16 protein-coding genes are annotated in these 17,729 nt (G+C 69.0%); 9 read left to right on the top strand and 7 right to left on the bottom strand.

Annotated elements, in window-relative coordinates:
• Positions 1-11 precede the first annotated feature (11 nt).
• From fabG to FHW79_RS17335, 4 genes are read right to left on the bottom strand one after another with little or no spacing between them, the layout of a single operon-like run.
• Entirely contained in the window at positions 12-782 is a 771-nt protein-coding gene (gene fabG / locus FHW79_RS17350) for a 3-oxoacyl-ACP reductase FabG (protein ID WP_183180112.1), read from the bottom strand.
• On the bottom strand, positions 779-1,228 hold the full coding sequence (locus FHW79_RS17345; RefSeq protein WP_149163666.1) for a MaoC/PaaZ C-terminal domain-containing protein: 450 nt from the start codon (positions 1,226-1,228) through the stop codon (positions 779-781). Before FHW79_RS17345 ends, fabG begins: the two co-directional genes overlap by 4 nt.
• 13 nt (positions 1,229-1,241) lie before the next feature.
• Complete coding sequence (locus FHW79_RS17340; protein ID WP_183180111.1) at positions 1,242-1,643, bottom strand: OB-fold domain-containing protein; 402 nt, start codon at positions 1,641-1,643, stop codon at positions 1,242-1,244.
• A 9-nt stretch (positions 1,644-1,652) separates the two neighbouring features.
• Complete coding sequence (locus FHW79_RS17335) at positions 1,653-2,819, bottom strand: acetyl-CoA acetyltransferase (protein ID WP_200775580.1); 1,167 nt, start codon at positions 2,817-2,819, stop codon at positions 1,653-1,655.
• Between the two features lie 443 nt (positions 2,820-3,262).
• Here FHW79_RS17335 and FHW79_RS17330 point away from each other — a divergent pair, with 443 nt between their 5' ends.
• The 4 genes from FHW79_RS17330 (at position 3,263) to FHW79_RS17315 (ending at position 8,817) form a co-directional block, all read left to right on the top strand.
• A complete protein-coding gene (locus FHW79_RS17330) occupies positions 3,263-4,465 on the top strand; it encodes a CaiB/BaiF CoA-transferase family protein (protein ID WP_183180110.1) in 1,203 nt (400 codons plus the stop codon).
• Positions 4,465-5,523, top strand: a complete 1,059-nt coding sequence (locus FHW79_RS17325; protein ID WP_211108343.1) for a LysR substrate-binding domain-containing protein — start codon at positions 4,465-4,467, stop codon at positions 5,521-5,523. The genes FHW79_RS17330 and FHW79_RS17325 overlap by 1 nt, the downstream gene beginning before the upstream one ends.
• Positions 5,524-5,532: 9 nt before the next feature.
• Positions 5,533-6,081, top strand: a complete 549-nt coding sequence (locus FHW79_RS17320) for a thioesterase family protein (RefSeq protein ID WP_183180109.1) — start codon at positions 5,533-5,535, stop codon at positions 6,079-6,081.
• A 195-nt stretch (positions 6,082-6,276) separates the two neighbouring features.
• Positions 6,277-8,817 carry an FtsX-like permease family protein gene (locus tag FHW79_RS17315; protein ID WP_211108342.1) on the top strand — a complete coding sequence of 847 codons (2,541 nt, stop codon included), beginning with the start codon at positions 6,277-6,279 and terminating at the stop codon, positions 8,815-8,817.
• Positions 8,818-8,829: 12 nt separating this feature from the next.
• Here FHW79_RS17315 and FHW79_RS17310 read toward each other — a convergent pair whose 3' ends face one another.
• Positions 8,830-9,894: a serine hydrolase gene (locus FHW79_RS17310; RefSeq protein ID WP_183180107.1), complete on the bottom strand. Its 1,065-nt coding sequence runs from the start codon at positions 9,892-9,894 to the stop codon at positions 8,830-8,832.
• 147 nt (positions 9,895-10,041) lie between these two features.
• Between FHW79_RS17310 and FHW79_RS17305 the strand changes: the two genes are divergently transcribed.
• Positions 10,042-11,256, top strand: coding sequence for a putative DNA modification/repair radical SAM protein (locus tag FHW79_RS17305; RefSeq protein WP_183180106.1), 1,215 nt, complete (start codon positions 10,042-10,044; stop codon positions 11,254-11,256).
• A gap of 2 nt (positions 11,257-11,258) precedes the next feature.
• The gene (locus FHW79_RS17300) at positions 11,259-12,686 is read left to right on the top strand and encodes a UdgX family uracil-DNA binding protein (RefSeq protein ID WP_183180105.1); all 1,428 of its coding nucleotides are present in this window, start codon (positions 11,259-11,261) and stop codon (positions 12,684-12,686) included.
• A gap of 45 nt (positions 12,687-12,731) precedes the next feature.
• On the opposite strand, the gene FHW79_RS17295 is transcribed toward FHW79_RS17300, so the two are convergent.
• Both FHW79_RS17295 and FHW79_RS17290 read right to left on the bottom strand, forming a co-directional pair.
• A complete protein-coding gene (locus FHW79_RS17295; protein WP_035680398.1) occupies positions 12,732-12,950 on the bottom strand; it encodes a hypothetical protein in 219 nt (72 codons plus the stop codon).
• Positions 12,951-13,278: 328 nt separating this feature from the next.
• Positions 13,279-13,473 (bottom strand): hypothetical protein, encoded by a 195-nt coding sequence (locus tag FHW79_RS17290; protein WP_183180104.1) that lies wholly within the window; start codon positions 13,471-13,473, stop codon positions 13,279-13,281.
• 479 nt (positions 13,474-13,952) lie between these two features.
• Between FHW79_RS17290 and FHW79_RS17285 the strand changes: the two genes are divergently transcribed.
• The 3 genes from FHW79_RS17285 to FHW79_RS17275 all read left to right on the top strand — a co-directional run bounded on the left by FHW79_RS17285 (position 13,953) and on the right by FHW79_RS17275 (position 17,712).
• On the top strand, positions 13,953-15,836 hold the full coding sequence (locus tag FHW79_RS17285; protein ID WP_183180103.1) for a methanol/ethanol family PQQ-dependent dehydrogenase: 1,884 nt from the start codon (positions 13,953-13,955) through the stop codon (positions 15,834-15,836).
• 100 nt (positions 15,837-15,936) lie between these two features.
• Positions 15,937-16,374, top strand: coding sequence for a cytochrome c (locus FHW79_RS17280; RefSeq protein WP_183180102.1), 438 nt, complete (start codon positions 15,937-15,939; stop codon positions 16,372-16,374).
• A gap of 21 nt (positions 16,375-16,395) precedes the next feature.
• Positions 16,396-17,712 carry a quinoprotein dehydrogenase-associated putative ABC transporter substrate-binding protein gene (locus FHW79_RS17275; protein ID WP_247884455.1) on the top strand — a complete coding sequence of 439 codons (1,317 nt, stop codon included), beginning with the start codon at positions 16,396-16,398 and terminating at the stop codon, positions 17,710-17,712.
• Positions 17,713-17,729: the final 17 nt, after the last annotated feature.

The raw sequence follows: 17,729 nt of genomic DNA, 5'->3' as shown, positions 1-17,729 counted from the left end.
TTCAGTAAAAATCAGTAGTCGCCGGTGGTCGCCCCACCGTCGGCGACGATGGTCTGGCCGGTGACGTAGGCCGCGTCATCGGACGCCAGGAAGGCGACGACGGCGGCGATCTCCGCCGGCTTGCCGAGGCGGCCGATGGGGGTCTTCTCCAGCCATTGCGAACGCACCGCGTCGGGCACGCCCTCGACGATGGCGGTCTCCACGACCCCCGGAGCGACGGCGTTGACCAGGATGCCGCGGCGCGCCCCTTCCAGGGCGGCGGTGCGGGTCAGCCCAACCACCCCGGCCTTGGAGGCGGAGTAGTTGGCCTGCCCGAAGGTCCCCAGGATCGCCGTGGAGGCGATGTTGACGATGCGCCCCCAGCCGCGGTCGCCGACCAGCCGGAAGGCCGTCTGGCAGCCCAGCCATGTGCCGCGCAGGTTCACGTCGATGACGGCGCTCCATTCCGCGTCGGTCATCTTGGGCAGCGAGCGGTCACGGACGATGCCGGCAACGTTGACCATGATGTCCACGCCCCGGAAGGCCTCGGGCAGGCCGGTCACGGCAGCGCCCCAGCTTTCCCGGTCGGCGACGTTCAGCGCGGTGGCGTGGGCCTGGGCCCCTTCGGCGCGCAGCGCGGCGGCGACGGTCTCGGCGGCCTCCGCGCCGATGTCGGCGACGACGACCGCGGCACCCTCCGCGGCCAGCCGCTCGCAGACGGCGCGGCCGATGCCGCCGCCGCCGCCGGTGACGAAGGCGACACGGCCGGCGAGACGGCTGGAATGAGCGACGGGGGAACTCATGCCTGCGCCTCCTTGCGGGCGATGGAGAGCACGTCCTCGCCCTCCTGCACGGTCTCGCCGCGCTGGTTCTTCACGGTGATGGCGACGCGGACGATGCCGCGATCCGGCTTGGAGGCGCTGGGGCGGACTTCCGCCACCTCCGCCTCGTAATGCACGGTGTCGCCGGCGAAGACCGGGCCGACGAAGCGGCGGCGTGTCTCCAGAAAGGCGAGGATCGCCCAGTCGTCGATGGCCGAGCGCAGACCGGTGCTGAGCGAGTGGGTCAGCATGCCGTGGGCGATGGTCCGCCCGAAGCCGTTGGCCTTGGCGGCCTCGGCGTCCATGTGCAGCGGGTTGAAGTCGCCGGTCAGCCCGGCGAACCAGACGATGTGCGCCTCGGTGACGGTGACGCGCGAGGAGCGCGCCCGGTCGCCCGGCTTGATGTCGTCGAGATGGATGGCGGTCATTCTTAAGGCCCCTTCAGGCGGATGTCCGCGGGCGGAACACGGGAAGGCTGGTGGTCTCGTCCAACTGGTGGAAGGCCACGACGAGCGGCAGACCGGCCCGCAGATCGGCCTCATCCACCCCCTCGACGCGGGAGAAGACGGTGACGCCCTCCTCCAGCCGGATCAGGGCGCAGACGTAGGGATCGCCGCGCTGGTTGCCGCGGTGGACGACCGAATAGGTCAGCAGCTCGCCGCGCCCGCTGGCCTGGACCCATTCGGGACGGGCGTGGGGGGCGTGGATGGAATGGGCGCGCGGGTACCACTGGAACCGTCCGGTCTCCGGGCAGCGCTGGATGAGGAAGCGCCCCTCGCGCGCCGCGTCCCAGAAGGGGGCGGAGGTCTCGTCCTGGACGGGCGGGATGGTCATGGCGGTCATCGGGGCACCTTACCGGGCAAGGATGGCGGTGGCGGCGGAGCAGAAGGTGCCGCCCAGCCCATGGGCCAGGGCGATGCGGGCGTCGGGCACCTGGACGCCCGGCCCCTCGCCGCGCAGCTGGCGGACACTCTCGATCAGGGTGAAGATGCCGCGCTTGCCGGGATGGTTGGACGACAGGCCGCCGCCGTCGGTGTTGGTCGGCAGGCTGCCGCCCAGCGTCAGGTTGCCGTCCGCGACGAAGGCGCCGCTCTCCCCCCGCCCGCAGAAGCCCAGATCCTCCAGCGCCAGCATCGGCGTGATGGTGAAGGCGTCGTAGATCTGCGCCACGTCGATCTCGCCGGGGGTCAACCCGGCCATGGCGAAGGCGCGCGGGCCGGACAGCGCCGCCGGGGTGGTCAGGTCGTCGGGGATCTGGCTGTTCTGGGTGCGCGCCACGGCGGCCCCATACCCCACCAGATGGACCGGCGGCTTCTTCAGGTCGCGTGCCCGCTCCCGGCTGGTCATCACCACGGCGCCGCCGCCGTCGGTCACCACACAGCAGTCCAGCCGGTGCAGCGGTGACGCGATCATCGGCGAGGCCAGCACGTCGTCCACCGTGATCGGCTTGCGCAGCCGGGCGTCGGGGTTCTTCGCGGCGTGCTCGCGGAAGGTCACGGCCACCTGGGCAAGCTGTTCCGGCGTGGTGCCATACAGGTCCATATGGCGACGGGCGAACAGGCCGTAGGTCGAAATCAGCGTCGGCGCGTAGGGAATCTCATACTGGCCGGGGCCGGCGGGAAAGACGAAGGGGTCGAAGGACGGGCTGCTCAGCGGCCACCAGCGCGGGCAGGCGGCGTAGCTGATGACCACCACCTCGGCCAGCCCGGTGGCGATGGCCGCTGCCGCCTGCCCGGCCTGGAGGATGTAGGAGCAGCCGCCGACGTCGGTGCTGTTCACGTAGGTCGGCGCGATCCCGATGTATTCGGCCAGTTCCACCACATCCATGGTGCTGCCGCCCTCGGCCCAGTCGCCGGAGGCCGCGCACAGCCCGTCCACGTCCTTCAGAGTCAGCCCGGCGTCGTCCAGCGCGCCGAGGATGCACTCCATCTGAAGGGCGAAGGGGTGGACGCGCGGCGCATCCCGGCGGGGCGATTCAAAAACGCCGGCGATGGCCGCCTTTCCCGAAAGATCGATCACGCGCGGGTTGTCCTTTCCTGGTTGTGGAAGGCCGCACATCGCTGCCGCGACGCGCGCCGAGCGGCTTCATTGGACAGGCGATGAGAGTAAAGAGATCGCCCGCCTCGGAAATCACGAAGACTATCCGATGGCCGGCAGAGATTTCGTTCAGGCCGATCCGCTCCCGGCAAGATCAAGACTACCGGACACAGTTCGTGTCACAAGCAGAAAAAACGATGCGGTCCGGTGCACGGAACGCACCAATATCATACCAGACAAATCCGCGGAACGGTGCCTTCCATGCACCGGATTGGGCCAAACTAAGCGATTGTTTTCCGGTCGCCGTGGCGCAAGCCTTTGGGTGTCGCATTCCCGCCGCCGCCCTGGACCGGACCGGTTTCCAGCCGGGCGCGCGGCCCCGCCCGGACCGCCTGCGCGGCGTCCGGCCATCCGAAGGATCATGCATGCTCAACACCGATACGCAACGCCGCGAAGGCCCCCTGGCCGGCGTGCGCGTGGTCGATCTCACGCACATGTTGGCCGGCCCCTACAGCACCTGGCTGCTCGGCGCGCTGGGGGCGGAGGTCATCAAGATCGAGCGTCCCGGCAAGGGCGATTTCACCCGCATCATTGCCCCCTTCAGCGAGGAGGAGAGCATTTACTTTCTGAGCGTCAACCGCAACAAGCGGAGTCTGACGCTCAACTTGAAGGAGGAAAAGGGGAAGGAGATTTTCAAGAAAATCGTCGCCACCTGCGACGTGCTGGTGGAGAACAACCGGGCCGGGGCGATGGACCGGCTGGGGCTGGGCTACAACGATCTGAAGGCGGTGAACCCGCGGCTGGTCTATGCCTCGATCTCCGGCTTCGGGCAGGACGGCCCCTACCGCCACCGGCCCTGCTTCGACGTGGTGGCCCAGGCCATGTCCGGCATGATGAGCATCACCGGCGAGCCGGGCGGCGATCCCTGCCGGGTCGGCGCGTCGATCGGCGACATCGGGTCGAGCCTGTTCGCCGCCGTCGGCATCCTCGCCGCCCTGCAGAAGCGGACGGCCACCGGCGAGGGCAGCTTCATCGACGTGGCGATGCTGGATTGCCAGCTCGCCCTGATGGAGAACGCCATCGCCCGCTTCCTGAACGCCGGGGAGACGCCGCGGGCGCTGGGCAGCCGCCACCCGCTGATCGCCCCCTTCCAGGCCTTCCCCACCGCCGACAAGCCCATCGCCATCTGCGTCGACACCAACGAGCAGTGGGACCGGATGTGCCGCGCCATGGGGCTGGAGCATCTGCTGTCCGACCCGCGCTTCCCCACCGGCTCGGCCCGCAACGCCAACCATGCGGAGTTGGAGCCGCTGCTGCGCGAGGTCTTCCTCACCCGCGGGCGCGACGCCTGGCTGGATGCGATGGAGGACGCCGACGTGCCGGCCAGCCCGATCAACAGCGTGCCGGACGCGCTGAACGATCCCCAGGTGATCCACCGGAAGATGGTCGTGGAGGTGCCGGAAGGCTCGGGCAAGCGCTTCGCCGCCGTGCCGATCACCATGCCGGAGGCCCCCCTGCCCGCCGAAAGCCCGGCGCCACGGCTGGGCGAGCACACCGACGCCATCCTGGCGGAGCTGGGCTTCAGCCCCGACGAGATCGGCGCCTTCCGCCGCGACGCGGTGGTGTGATGGCCGGCGGCGCGGGGGGAGAGCGGCGGGCGGCGGGCGGCGAAGGGGCGCGTGCGGTGCTGGCGGAAATGTTTCATACTGCTGTCGAGATCACTGCCGCCGGGATCGCTCCCAGCCTCGCCCCGGCTTCCGTCCACAGCCCAAAGGTCCGCATGGCGCGCCGCCTTCCGCCCCTCCTCGCGCTTCGCGCCTTCGACATCTTCGCCCGGCAGGGTACGGTGCGGGCCGCCGCCGACGAGCTGGCGGTGTCCCACACGGTGGTGTCGCGCCACATCCAAAATCTGGAACAGGCGGTGGGGGTGAAGCTGGTGGCGAAGTCGGGGCGCGGCCTGTCCCTGACCCGCGAGGGCATCCGCTACGCCGCCCAGCTCCGCCGCGCCTTCGACCTGATCGGCGAGGCCAGCAACGAGCTGCGCAACGGCGGGATGGAGGCGGTGCACATCTGCTGCCTCGCCGGGCTGGCCTCGCGCTGCCTGCTCGCCCGCCTGCCGGAGTTGGAGGAGGCGCTGACCGGGCGGGAGGTGATCCTTCAGCCGACCTCGACCCGCCCCGACTTCAGCCGGGAGGAGGCCGACGCCGAGATCATGTATCTGGAGGACGGCGGCTCCGTCGCCGACGGGCTGCGCTCGGAGATGTTCGCGCGGCCGCGCATCCTCGCCATCGCCAGCCCGGAGTTCAAGGCGCGCTACCCCGACGTGCGCACGCCCGCCGACCTCGTCGGCCTGCCGCTGATCCACGAGCAGTCCACCGGCATGTGGGAAGCCTGGCTGGAGGAGGCCGGCATCGCCGACATCCCCCGGCTGCGCGGCCCACGGCTGTGGCAGGCGCACCTGACCATCGAGGCGGCCCGGCTGGGGCGCGGGGTGGCGCTGGTCAGCGACCTGCTGGTGACCGAGCCGCTGGCCAACGGCGAGCTGGTCGAGATGGTCGACAGCAACGTGACCATCGGCGGCTATTACTTCATCGCCCCGGTCCACCGCTGGAACACGCCGGTCATCTCGGCCATCCGGCAATGGCTGCGCGGCGTGTTCCCGCCGGACCAGACCTCCCCCCTCTAAGGCACTTCCATGACCCAGGACCACGCCCTGCCGCCGGACATTCTGCTGTCCGGCGTGCACACCGTCGACGAGAGTTGGATCGACCTCTACGGCCACATGAACATGGTCCGCTACGTCGCCCTGTTCGACGAGGTCGGCTACGACCTGATGGAGCGGTGGGGGCTGGGCGAAACCTACACGCGGGACGAGGGGCTCGGCCTGTTCGTCGTCGACGTGGCGGTGCATTACCGGCGGGAGCTGCGCGCCGGAACGCCTCTGCAAGTGGCCTTGCGGCTGCTCGACGCCGACGACAAGCGGTTGCTGAGTCTGCTGGAGATCCGGCGGGCCGACGACGGCACGGTCGCGGCGACCATGGAACAACTGTCGATCCACGTTGATCTCGGCACCCGCAAGGTGACGCCCTTCCCGCCCGCCCTTGCGGAGCGCCTGCGCGCCCTGGCGGCGGTCCAGTCCGCCCTTCCCCTGCCGCCCCGCCACCGGCGGCGGCTGCATCTGGCATCCAATCCCTCTCCCGCCCCGGGAGAGGGTGCCCGCGCAGCGGGCTCTCGCGCTGGCTGAAAGCCAGCGCTGACGCGGCAGGCGGACCTTCGGTCCGCCGAGAGCGGGTGAGGGTCGCGCGAAGATCAAGGCGCTGATCCTCGGCTTTACCCTCACCCTTCCCACGCTTCGCGCGGGCCCCTTCCCTCTCCCGAGACGGGAGAGGGGATTCTGTATGCGGCCGAAACGGTTGCCGGCCGGCGGGACCTTCACGATATGTCCGCCATGACTCATCTGCGCATAGCGTTGCGGCTGGCTTGGCGGGACCTGCGGGGCGGCGTCGCCGGACTTTGGATCGTCGTCCTTGGCGTGGCGCTGGGGACCGCCATGATGGCCGCCGTCGGCTCGCTCAGCGGCGGCATGTTGGACGGGATGCGGGCGACCGCGCGCGAGGCGGTCGGGGGTGATCTCTCCCTGCGCCTGTTCCACGCACCAGCGACGCCGGAGCAGCGGGCCGTCCTCGACACGATGGGCAGGGTCGGCGAGACCGCAGAACTGCGGCCCGTCGCCTCGACGGTAACCGGCAGCGCCCGCGCCCTGGTCGAGTTGAAGGCGGTCGAGGAAAGCTACCCGCTGGTCGGCATGGCGGCGGTGTCCGGCGCCGTGTCCCTCGCCGAGGCGCTTGCCCAACGGGACGGGCGATGGGGCGCGGCGGTGTCCCCCGACCTTCTGTCCGCGCTGGGACTTTCCCTCGGCGACCGCCTGCGGCTCGGGGCCGCCGAGGTCGCGGTCCGCGCCGTGCTGGCGCATGAGCCGGACCGGGCGTTCCGCGCCTTCACCCTCGGCCCGCGCGTCGTCATCGACCGCCGGGCGCTGGACGCGACCGGCCTCGCGGAGCCGGGAATGCCTGTCTACTGGTATTATCGCCTCGTCCTGCCGGAAGCGGCCCGCTCCGATACCGTCCTGCGCGATCTGGAGCGCCGTTTTCCAGACGCCGGATGGCGGATCGTCGACGCCGCTCACGGCATTCCAGGCGTGGACCGCACCGTCCACCTCGCCCGCGCGCTGTTCCTTCTCGGGGCGCTGTCCATCCTGCTGATCGGTGGTGTCGGCATCGGACGGGCACTGTCGGCGCACCTCGCTCGGCGGTTGCCGGTCCTGGCGACGCTGAAGGCGCTGGGCGGCTCGCCGCGCCTTCTCTTCACCGCTTTCCTGCTGCAGACGCTGGCCGTGGTCGGCGTGGCGCTGCTGATCGGCGTGACGACCGGCGCCGCCCTGGCCGCCATGGCGGTGAACGCGCTGCCGCTCGACTGGATGCCGGAGACGGGCGGTGCCGTCGATCCGGCGGCCTTGCTGCTGGCGGGAGCGGTCGGGCTTCTGGCGGCGCTGCTCTGCGCCGTGCCGCCGCTGACCCGCGCCGCCGGAACCAGCCCTGCCGCGATCTGGCGGGGGGCGGTGGATGGCTTGTCCCAGCGGTTGGGGTGGCGGACCCGTGGCGCCGTCGCGCTTCTGGGGCTGGCGCTCGCCGGCGTGCTCGCCGCCTGGACGGGGATGCCGCTCGCGGTCGCCGGCTTTCTTCTCGTCGCCGGGCTGGTGGCGGCGGGTTTCGCGCTGCTCGGGCGGGGGCTCGCCGGAATGGCCCGCCGGCTGGCGCGTGGACAGACGGCGGTCGTCCGGCTGGCCGTCGCCAACCTCGGGCGGCCCGGCGCGCCGACGGTCCCGATGGCCGTCGCGCTGGGCATCGGCCTGACCCTGCTGGTGACGGTCGGCGTGGTCGGACGGTCGGCAACCAGCCATGTCGAGGCGACGCTGCCGGCGCAGACGCCTTCCGTCGTCGTGCTGAACATTCCACCGCCGGACGGCATCGGCTTGAGCGCACGCCTGTCCGCCCTGCCCGGCGTCGGGCGGGTCGAGACCGCGCCCTTCCTGCACGCCCGGATCAGCCGCCTCAACGGCGTTGCCATCACCGAGGCGGACGCCCCCCGCTCCGTCGGCTGGGCGGTGCGCGGCGACCGCGGCCTGTCCTGGCGCGACCGCCCGGCCTCCACCGACCAGATCGTGGCGGGGGACTGGTGGCCCGAGGGGTACGCCGGCCCGCCGCTCGCCTCGCTGGACGCGCAGGTGGCCCGCCGGCTGGGGCTGGCGGTGGGGGACAGCCTCACGCTGGCCCTGGCGAGCGGCCCGGTGACCGCGACCATCGCCAACCTGCGGCGCATCGACTGGACGCGGCTCGACCTGGACTTCCCGGTCCTCCTCTCCCCTTTCCCCGAACCGCCGCCGCACAGCCTCGTCGCTGCCGTCTGGTCCCCACCCGAAGCAGTTCCCGCCCTAGAGGCGGCGGTGGCACAGGCAACCCCGCAAGCCCCCACGATCCGCATGGCGGAGGTGCTGGACACGCTCGGTTCCACCGTCCGGACCGTGCGGCAGATGCTGGATGGCCTGTCGGCCGTCGCTCTCGGCGCGGCGGCCGTGGTGCTTCTCGGCGCCGTTGCCAGCAGCGCGCAGCGGCGGCGCCATGAGATGGCGATCCTGCACACCCTCGGCGTCGGGCGGCGCTCGATGGTTCAGGCTGTGGTGCTGGAGTTCGCCATCCTGGGCGCCGCCGTCGCCGCGGTCGCGGTGCCGCTCGGCTGGGTCGGCGGCACGGCGGTGGTCGCCAGCCTTGCCGATGGCGCGCCCCTGCCTGGAGGCGCTGTTCCCCTGGCCGCCTTCCTCGGCACCGTCGCCGCGATGGCCGCGGTCGGGGCCGTGCTGGTGGCGTGCCTGCCGCGACGGAACGTGATGCGGCGTTTGCGCAGCGACACCTTGTCCGCCTGACCCGCCGGCCGGTCAGGCCATCTCCGCCGCCGGGATGATGTCGTCGGTCAGCAGGGCGTTGAGCAGGCCAACATGGCCATCCGATCGCGCCGGGCGGGTGGGGTCGGAGGTCACGACGACGGTCAGCCCCAGGCCGGGCACAACATAGAGCATCTGCCCGCCATAGCCGCGCGCGTAGGCGATGCGGTGACCCTTCGCCTCGGCAAGGAACCAGCCGTACCCGTAGTCGTCGCCGGAGAAGGGGGAGCGCGTGCGCGGCATCCACGACGCCTCCACCCAGGCGGCGCTGATGATGCGCTGCCCGTTCCACAGCCCACCCTGCCTCCACAACTCGCCAAAGCGGAAGAGGTCGAGCGGCGACAGCGCCATGTTGTTGCCGCCGAGGTAGAAGCCCTGCGGGTCGCGCGTCCAGGACGGCACCTCGATGCCGAGGGGCTCGCCCAGCCAATCCCGCGCCAAGTCCAGCAGGCTGCGCCCCGACGCGCTGGACAGGGCCGCGCCCAGCAGATGATAACTCCCGGTTGAATAGAGCATCCGCGCGCCCGGCTCGGTGACGAAGGGACGGCGCAGCGCGTCGAAGACCCAATTGTGGCTGTTGATCCAGCGGCCGTAGCCCGGCCCGGAGGTCGGCTCCAGGCCGGCCTGCATGGTCAGAAGGTCGGCGATGGTGATCCGGCGCACCCGCGGATCGACGCCCGCCGGAACCAGCCCCGGCGCCGCCTCGGCGAGGGTGACATCGACGCCGCGCAGGACACCGCGGTCGATGGCGATGCCGGCGAGCGAGGCGGCGATGGTCTTGGACACCGACTTGACGTTGACGGCGCGGTTCACCGCTGGCCCCCGGAAGGCCTCCGCCGACACCACCACGCCGTTCCGCCCGATGATCAGCGCATGGATCTGCTCCAGCGCCGCCGCCCGTTTGACCGCCCTATCCAGCAGGACCGGATCGAACGCGGCCCCGGCCGCCGGTTGGGCGGCAAGCAGCGGGCGCGTCAGAGCGCCGCTGAGGGACGCGACGGTGACAGCGGCGGCGAGGACGGTGCGTCGGCCGAGCCGAAAAGGCGGTATCGAGGTCATCCCGGATATGTGGTCCCGCTTCGGTGCCATCCAAGTTTGCCACAGAGATCCTGATCGGACTTTGTCCCACCCGGCACCGCACGCGCCGCTTGCCTCCCCACCCCATGAGAACATATTAAGAACACACAAGCACCGTGGGATGGGACGATGGACGACGCCTTGATCGAGAAGCTCGGCATTCTGGCCGACGCGGCGAAATACGACGCCTCCTGCGCCTCATCCGGCGCCAAGCCGCGGCGCGGCGGCACGGAAGGGCTGGGCTCGACGACCGGCGCCGGCATCTGCCACGCCTACACGCCGGACGGTCGCTGCGTCTCGCTCTTGAAGATTCTGCTGACCAACCACTGCCTGTTCGACTGCGTGTACTGCATCAACCGGCGCTCCTCCAACGTCCGCCGCGCCCGCTTCACGGTGGCGGAGGTGGTGGACCTGACTCTCGGCTTCTACAAGCGCAACTGCATCGAGGGGCTGTTCCTGTCCTCCGGCATCATCCGCTCGCCGGACCACACGATGGAGCAGATGATGCTGGTGGCGCGGACGCTGCGGCGCGACCACGGCTTCGCCGGCTACATCCATCTGAAAACCATTCCCGAGGCCAGCCCCTGGCTGATCGAGCAGGCCGGGCTGTGGGCGGACCGCCTGTCGATCAACCTCGAACTGCCCACCGACCACAGCCTGAAGGCCTTCGCGCCGGAGAAGAACGGCGGCACCATCAAGGCGGTGATGGGGCAGGTCAACGAGCGCATCGTCGAGGCCAAGGAGGAGCGCCGCCGCTTCTCCCCCGCCGGCCAGAGCACCCAGCTCATCGTCGGCGCCGACGACGCCACCGACCGCTTGGTGCTGGAGACCAGCGGCACGCTCTACCAACGCTATGGGCTGCGCCGCGTCTACTATTCCGCCTTCAGCCCGATCCCGGAGGCCAGTTCGGTGCTGCCGGTCAAGCCGCCGCCCTTGCAGCGGGAGAACCGGCTGTATCAGGCCGACTGGCTGCTGCGCTACTACGGCTTCACCGTGGAGGAGATCGCGTCCGGCGGCGAGGGCGGGATGCTCGACCTCGGCATCGACCCCAAGCTGGCCTGGGCGTTGAAGAACCGCGAGCGCTTCCCGGTCGACGTCAACCGCGCCGACCGCGAGATGCTGCTGCGGGTGCCGGGGCTGGGGGCGCGCGCCGTCGACAAGATCCTGTCGGCGCGCCGCCACACCCGCCTGCGCATGGAGGATCTGGGGCGGCTGTCGAGCGGGCTGAGGCGGGCGCGCCCCTTCCTGATCGCCGCCGACTACCACCCCGTGGGTGGACTGACCGACCGGCTGGACCTGCGCCAGCGGTTGGTGACCCCGTCCAGACAGTTGAGCCTGTTCTGACGATGCACACGATCACCTTGCAGGAGGGCGCGGACCTCGACGGCTTCCGCCGGGCGGTGCGCCGCCTCACCGCCGCCCGGACAGCGCCCGAGGAAGTGCTGTGGAGCGTCGGCGCGCCGTCGCTGTTTGGCGACGATGCACTCGCATCCGACGCGGATGCGCCGGTCTTCTTGCCCCAGGCGGTCGGCCCGTTGATCGAAACCGTTGTCTGCCACGGCGACCCGGAACGCTACGCCCTGCTCCACCGGCTGGTCTGGCGGGTGCTGAACGGGGAGCGGGCGCTGCTCGACCAGCACGCCGACCCGCTGGTGCACCGGTTGGAGCGGCTCGACAAGGCGGTGCGGCGGGACATCCACAAGATGCACGCCTTCCTGCGCTTCCGCGCCCTCCCCCCCACTGCGCCCGGTCCCGAAGGCGGGGAACGCTACGTCGCGTGGTTCGAGCCCGACCACCACATCGTCGAGGCCGTCGCCCCCTTCTTCGTCGAGCGCTTCGAAAGCATGGTGTGGACGATCCTGACACCGAAGGGCTCGCTGCACTGGGACCGCCGGCGCCTGATGACCGGCCCGCCCGCCGAGCGTCCGGATGCGCTGGCCCATGACCGCGTTGCTGATGACCGCTTCGCCGAGGGCTGGCTGCGCTATTACGAGAGCACCTTCAACCCGGCGCGGGTCAACCCGACGGCCATGCGGGCGGAGATGCCGCGGAAATACTGGGCCAACATGCCGGAGACGGCGGCTATCCCGGCCATGGTCCGCTCCGCCCCCGCCCGTGTCCAGGCGATGCTGGAGGCGGAGGCCGCCATCCCACGCCGCCGCATGCCCGAAAAGGCCGTGGCGGCGATGGCCCGACAGGCCCCGGAAAGCCTCGCCGACTTGAACCGCCTGATCCAGCGCTCCGAGCCGCTTGTGCCAGGCGCGACGCAGGCGGTGCTGGGCGAGGGGCCGGAGGGTGCAGCCATCGCCATCGTCGGCGAGCAGCCGGGCGACCAGGAGGACCGTGACGGCCGCCCCTTCGTCGGCCCCGCCGGCCAGTTGCTGACCGCCGCGCTGGAGGAGGCCGGCATCGACCGCGAAAGCCTCTACCTGACCAACGCCGTCAAGCATTTCAAATTCGTCCAGCGCGGCAAGCGGCGCATCCACCAGTCCCCCACCGCCGGCGAGGTCAAGCATTACCGCTGGTGGCTGATGACGGAGCTGGGCTTCGTCCGCCCCCGCCTCGTCGTCGCGCTGGGAGCCACCGCGGCTTTGGCGCTGAGCGGCCGGCCCGTTTCGGTGCTGCGCGAGCGCGGACCGATGGCCTTCGACGGGTGGAACGGCTTCGTCACCGTCCACCCTTCCTACCTGCTGAGGCTTCCGGGAGACGAGGATCGGCGGCGGGCGCAGGCGGAGTTCGTGGCCGACCTGCGCCGGGCCGCGGCGCTGGCGTGAGACGGCACCGAACCGTCCCCCGTCAAAACCCTCACGGTCAAACCCTCACGCGCCCTGCTGCTTGAACCGCTTGCCCACCGTGCATTGGATGCGCTGAAGCTCGTACTTCGGGTGGTCGTTGATCCACTTGGCGCTCTCGATCTGACCGGCGATCGGGCAACTCGACATGGTCAGGGGTTCGGTATCGGGAACCATCGGGTTGATGGTCCGGCACTGGGTCGGGTCGGACGCCAAGCAGAAGATCATCGACAGGGTAACAAACATCGGGCGCTCCAAACTGCAACGGCACGGCTGTGCCAACATCCTGCGGGTCAGCGAGAGCAAGCCGCATGCCATGCCCAAGGGGGAGGACAGGATGCCGGGACTTCGGCTGCTCAGAAATGAGCCACCCCACAGGGCGCCGAAACATTAGGCATCGAAGGTTAACCAATGCCTAAACGTTAGGAGTTTGCGAAGGCGAGGGTGCGGGCGATGAAGCGAAATGGGCTGCGAGGCCCAGAGAATTCTTCGCGCACGTCTAGATCTGGCGCGCCGCAGATCAACGGAACGTTGAATGACGTGTTTCGTTTCCTTGAAGCAACCCGCGACGCAGTCAGGCCCCGGGCTGCTCGCACCGCCATTGGCGGACATTCCAGGTCGGATGCTCCATAAGCCAGTGCACGACATGGACATAGCTGTTTCGGGTGCATTCCACCGCGGTCGGGTACCGTTGGATGGAAAGTGGGCGCTCGATGGCGCATTGGTCAGGCCGCATGGCCAGACAGATCACCAGAACCAGTTCAAACATGGTTCGCGTTTCCTGTACGAATGCTTGATGAGCCGGCGCCTTCGGCGCTTCCGCCAAGGCGGGCGAAGGCCGGAACACACCCATCAACAATCGAGTCCACGGATCGGGCCACGCTGCTTTGCAGCAAATATTGTTGCTGTGCACAAAAATTTCTCTGGAAACTGCAAATAAATAGACTACAAAACCACGCTTTGAAGGATTAATCGCTTACTACCAATTTGCGTTCAGTCATGGATAAATCTGGTGCGGGACGATTGTTGAGCGTTTTCTATTCGGCAGAGCCTTGACGAGAAGATGGTCCCAATATAGCATTAAGTCCCAATTTGGCGTCAGCTTTTCTGAATATTGAATTCAGAACCGAACATACCGCACGAAAACATTCGTGCGACAACGCCCTTTTGCACTCTGCGCCGCGCTCATAAGCAAAAAGCCCATTGGTTTTTGGGTAAACAATAAGCGCCACCACGGGAGGGATCGTCATGAAGGTGTTGTCTCGCTGGCTTCTGGCGTCTGTCGCCATCGTCGCCGCCGGCTCGGTTTCCGCGAATGACAGTATTCTCAAGAATGAAGCGAACCCCAACAACTGGGCGTCCCAGCTTGGCAATTATGCCGGGCAGCGGTACAGCCCCCTCGACCAGATCACCACGAACAACGTCAAGAATCTTCAGGTCGCGTGGTCGTTCTCGACCGGTGTTCTGCGCGGCCATGAAGGCGGGCCGATCGTCGTCGGCGACGTGATGTACATCCACACGCCGTTCCCCAACAAGGTCTTCGCGCTGGACCTCAACAACCCGGGGCGAGTCATCTGGAAATATGAATCGGTCCAGGACCCGACCGTTATCCCGGTGATGTGCTGCGACACCGTCAACCGCGGCGTCGCGGTCGCCGACGGCAAGGTCTTCCTGGCGCAGGCGGACAACACGCTGGTGGCACTCGACGCCAAGACCGGCAAGGAGATGTGGAAGGCCAAGAACGGCGACCACACCAAGGGCGAGACCCTGACGGCGGCCCCGCTGGTGGTCAAGGACAAGGTCTTCGTCGGCATCAGCGGCGGCGAGTTCGGCGTGCGCGGGCATCTGACCGCCTACGACACGAACAGCGGCAAGATGGTGTGGCGGGCCTTCTCGACCGGTCCCGACGCCGACGTGAAGATCGACCCGTCGAAGACGATGATGATGGGCAAGCCGATCGGGCAGAAGGATCTCGGCGTCTCGACCTGGCCGGGCGAGGAATGGAAGCGCGGCGGCGGAACCACCTGGGGCTGGTACACCTACGATCCGGCGCTCAACCTGATCTATTACGGCACCGGCAACCCCGGCACCTGGAACCCGACGCAGCGGGCCGTCGACAAGGACCGGGCCAAGAGCGACAACAAATGGTCGATGACCATCTTCGCCCGCGATCCCGACACCGGGGAGGCGAAGTGGGTCTACCAGAAGACGCCCTTCGACGAGTGGGACTTCGACGGCGTCAACGAGAACATCCTGGCCGACATCACCATGAACGGCCAGCAGCGCAAGGTCCTGGTCAACTTCGACCGCAACGGCTTCGCCTACACCCTGGACCGGGCGACCGGCGAGTTGCTCGTCGCGCAAAAATACGACCCGACGGTCAACTGGGCGACCGACGTCGACATGAAGACCGGACGGCCGAACGTCGTCGACAAGTACAGCACCTTCGCCAACGGCGAGGACAAGAACACCGCCGCCGTCTGCCCGGCAGCACTCGGCACCAAGGACCAGCAGCCGGCCTCCTTCTCGCCGGACACCGGCCTGTTCTACGTCCCGACCAACCACATCTGCATGGACTACGAGCCGTTCTCCGTCTCCTACACGGCGGGGCAGGCCTATGTCGGCTCGACCGTGTCGATGTACCCGACGCCGAACTCGCACGGCGGCATGGGCAACTTCATCGCCTGGGACGCGGCGGCCGGCAAGATCGTCTGGTCGCGGCCGGAGCGCTTCGCGGTGTGGAGCGGCGCCCTGACCACCAAGGGCGGCTTGGCCTATTATGGGACGCTGGAAGGCTACATCGTCGCCGTCGACATGAAGGACGGCAAGGAGCTGTGGCGGTTCAAGACCCCGTCCGGCATCATCGGCAACATCAACACCTACACCCACAACGGCAAGCAGTATGTGGCCGTCCTGTCCGGCGTCGGCGGCTGGGCCGGCATCGGTCTCGCCGCCGGTCTGACCCAGGAATCCGGGGCGAACCAGTGGCATCAGGCCGTCCATCCCAACCGCACCGGAGGAACGGGTGTGGAGACCGCCGGCCTCGGCGCGGTCGGCGCCCACCAGTCGCTGGGCGAGTACACCCAGCTCGGCGGGGTCCTGACGGTGTTCCACGTTCCGGACCAGAAGTGATCGGCAGACCTGCCCCCGGTGCCGCGACGCACCGGGGGCTTTGCTTTACGGCTTTCGGCATTCACTGGGACCCGGCTTCCGGGCAAGGAACTCGACACACATGAAACCCAGACTTGGCTTGCTGACCGGCATGCTGACGGCGGGCACCGTCGCCTGTTTCGCCGCCCTGGCACAGGACGCGCCGACGACACCCGACGGGATGCCGACCTACATCGTCAAGGACGGTCAGGTGGACAAGGGAACCTACAACGGCTACCGGCGCTTTCACGCGACCTGCCACACCTGCCACGGCTTCGACGCCTCGGGCTCGTCCTTCGCCCCCAGCCTAGCGGACTCGCTCAAACGCATCAGCTACGACGAGTTCAAGGAGGTCGTCGTCAACGGCCGCCAGAACCAGGGCGCCACCGGCGACAAGGTGATGCCCTCCTTCGGGCTGGACCCAAACATCATGGATCACCTGGACGACATCTACCGCTACCTGAAGGCGCGGGCCGACGGCGCTCTGCCCGGTGGACGCCCGCAACGCATCGGCGGCTGATCCGGCGGAGGGAAACCGTTCATGGCACATCCTTCCACACCCGCGGCCATCGCCGTCGCCAGCGCCGCGGCTCTGCTGTCCGTCACCCTGCCGGCCCGCGCCGTCGAGGTGACGGAGCGCGAAACCGTGCGCGTCTGCGCCGACGGCAACCTCCTGCCCTATTCCAACGAACGGATGGAGGGTTTCGAGAACGAGATCGCCCGGCTCATCGGCGAGGACCTGAAGAAACCGGTGACCTATTACTGGTGGCCCCAGACCATCGGCTTTGTCCGCAACACGCTGCGCGCGCGGCAGTGCGACCTCGTGATGGGCACGGCGTCCGGCGAGGAGTTGATGCAGAACACCAACCCCTACTACCGGACCGTCTATTCCCTCGTCTACCGCACCAAATCGGGCATCCGGGCGGAGAGCGTGGGCGATCCGTCCCTGAAGGACGCGCGCATCGGCGTCGTCGAGAAGACGCCCGCGGTCAACCTGCTGCGCCTGTACGGAATCACCCGGACGGAGCCCTACCAGCTCAACACCGACACGCGCGCCAACAACCCGGCCCGCGACGCCATTGAGGACGTCGCCGCCGGCAAGACCGACGCCGCGGTGATCTGGGGACCGATCGCCGGTTACTTCGCCGCCCAGCAGAGCGAGCCGCTGACCGTCGTTCCGCTGGTCAGGGAACCGGCGGGCGCCCGGCTGCAATTCAACATCTCCATGGGCATCCGCTCCGACGAGCCGGAGTGGAAACATTGGCTGAATGACTTCATCAAGCGCCGCCAGGACGACATCGACCGCATCCTGCTGCGCTACCACGTCCCGATCGTCGGCCCGGACGGCACGCTGAAGTCCGCCGCCGCCATTGAGCCGCCGGGCTACCGGATGGACCAGTACCGCGCCCCGACCCCCGCCGGACTGTCCGGCGCCTCCACCGTGACCCTGGCGGAACTGCGGCGGCTGATCGAGCGTTTTCCCGACGCGCGGCTGATCGACGTGATGCCGGCGCCGCCGCGCCCGGCCGACCGCCCGGAGCCGGCCGTCTGGGTGCCGCCGCCCCGCCGCAGCCTGCCGGGGGCGGTCTGGCTGCCCAACGTCGGTTATGGCAGCCTGTCGGGCGAGCAAGAGCGCTATTTCCGCGCCGGGCTGGAGACGGTGAGCCACGGCGATCGGGCCGCCCGGCTGGTCTTCTTCTGCGAGCCGGACTGCTGGATGTCGTGGAACGCCGCGAAGCGCGCCGTGGAGTGGGGATACGGCAACGTCTACTGGTATTCCGACGGCGCCATGCGCTGGCAGGAGGCGGGATACGGACTGGAGACCGTCGAACCTTTTGCCGGCGGCGCGTCGAACTGATCGACGCGGTTCGCCAC

Source organism: Azospirillum sp. OGB3, assembly GCF_014192915.1.
Classification (GTDB): Bacteria; Pseudomonadota; Alphaproteobacteria; order Azospirillales; family Azospirillaceae; genus Azospirillum.
The sequence above is the reverse complement of the archived record's forward strand: the minus strand, read 5'-3'. Positions and strand labels throughout refer to the sequence as shown.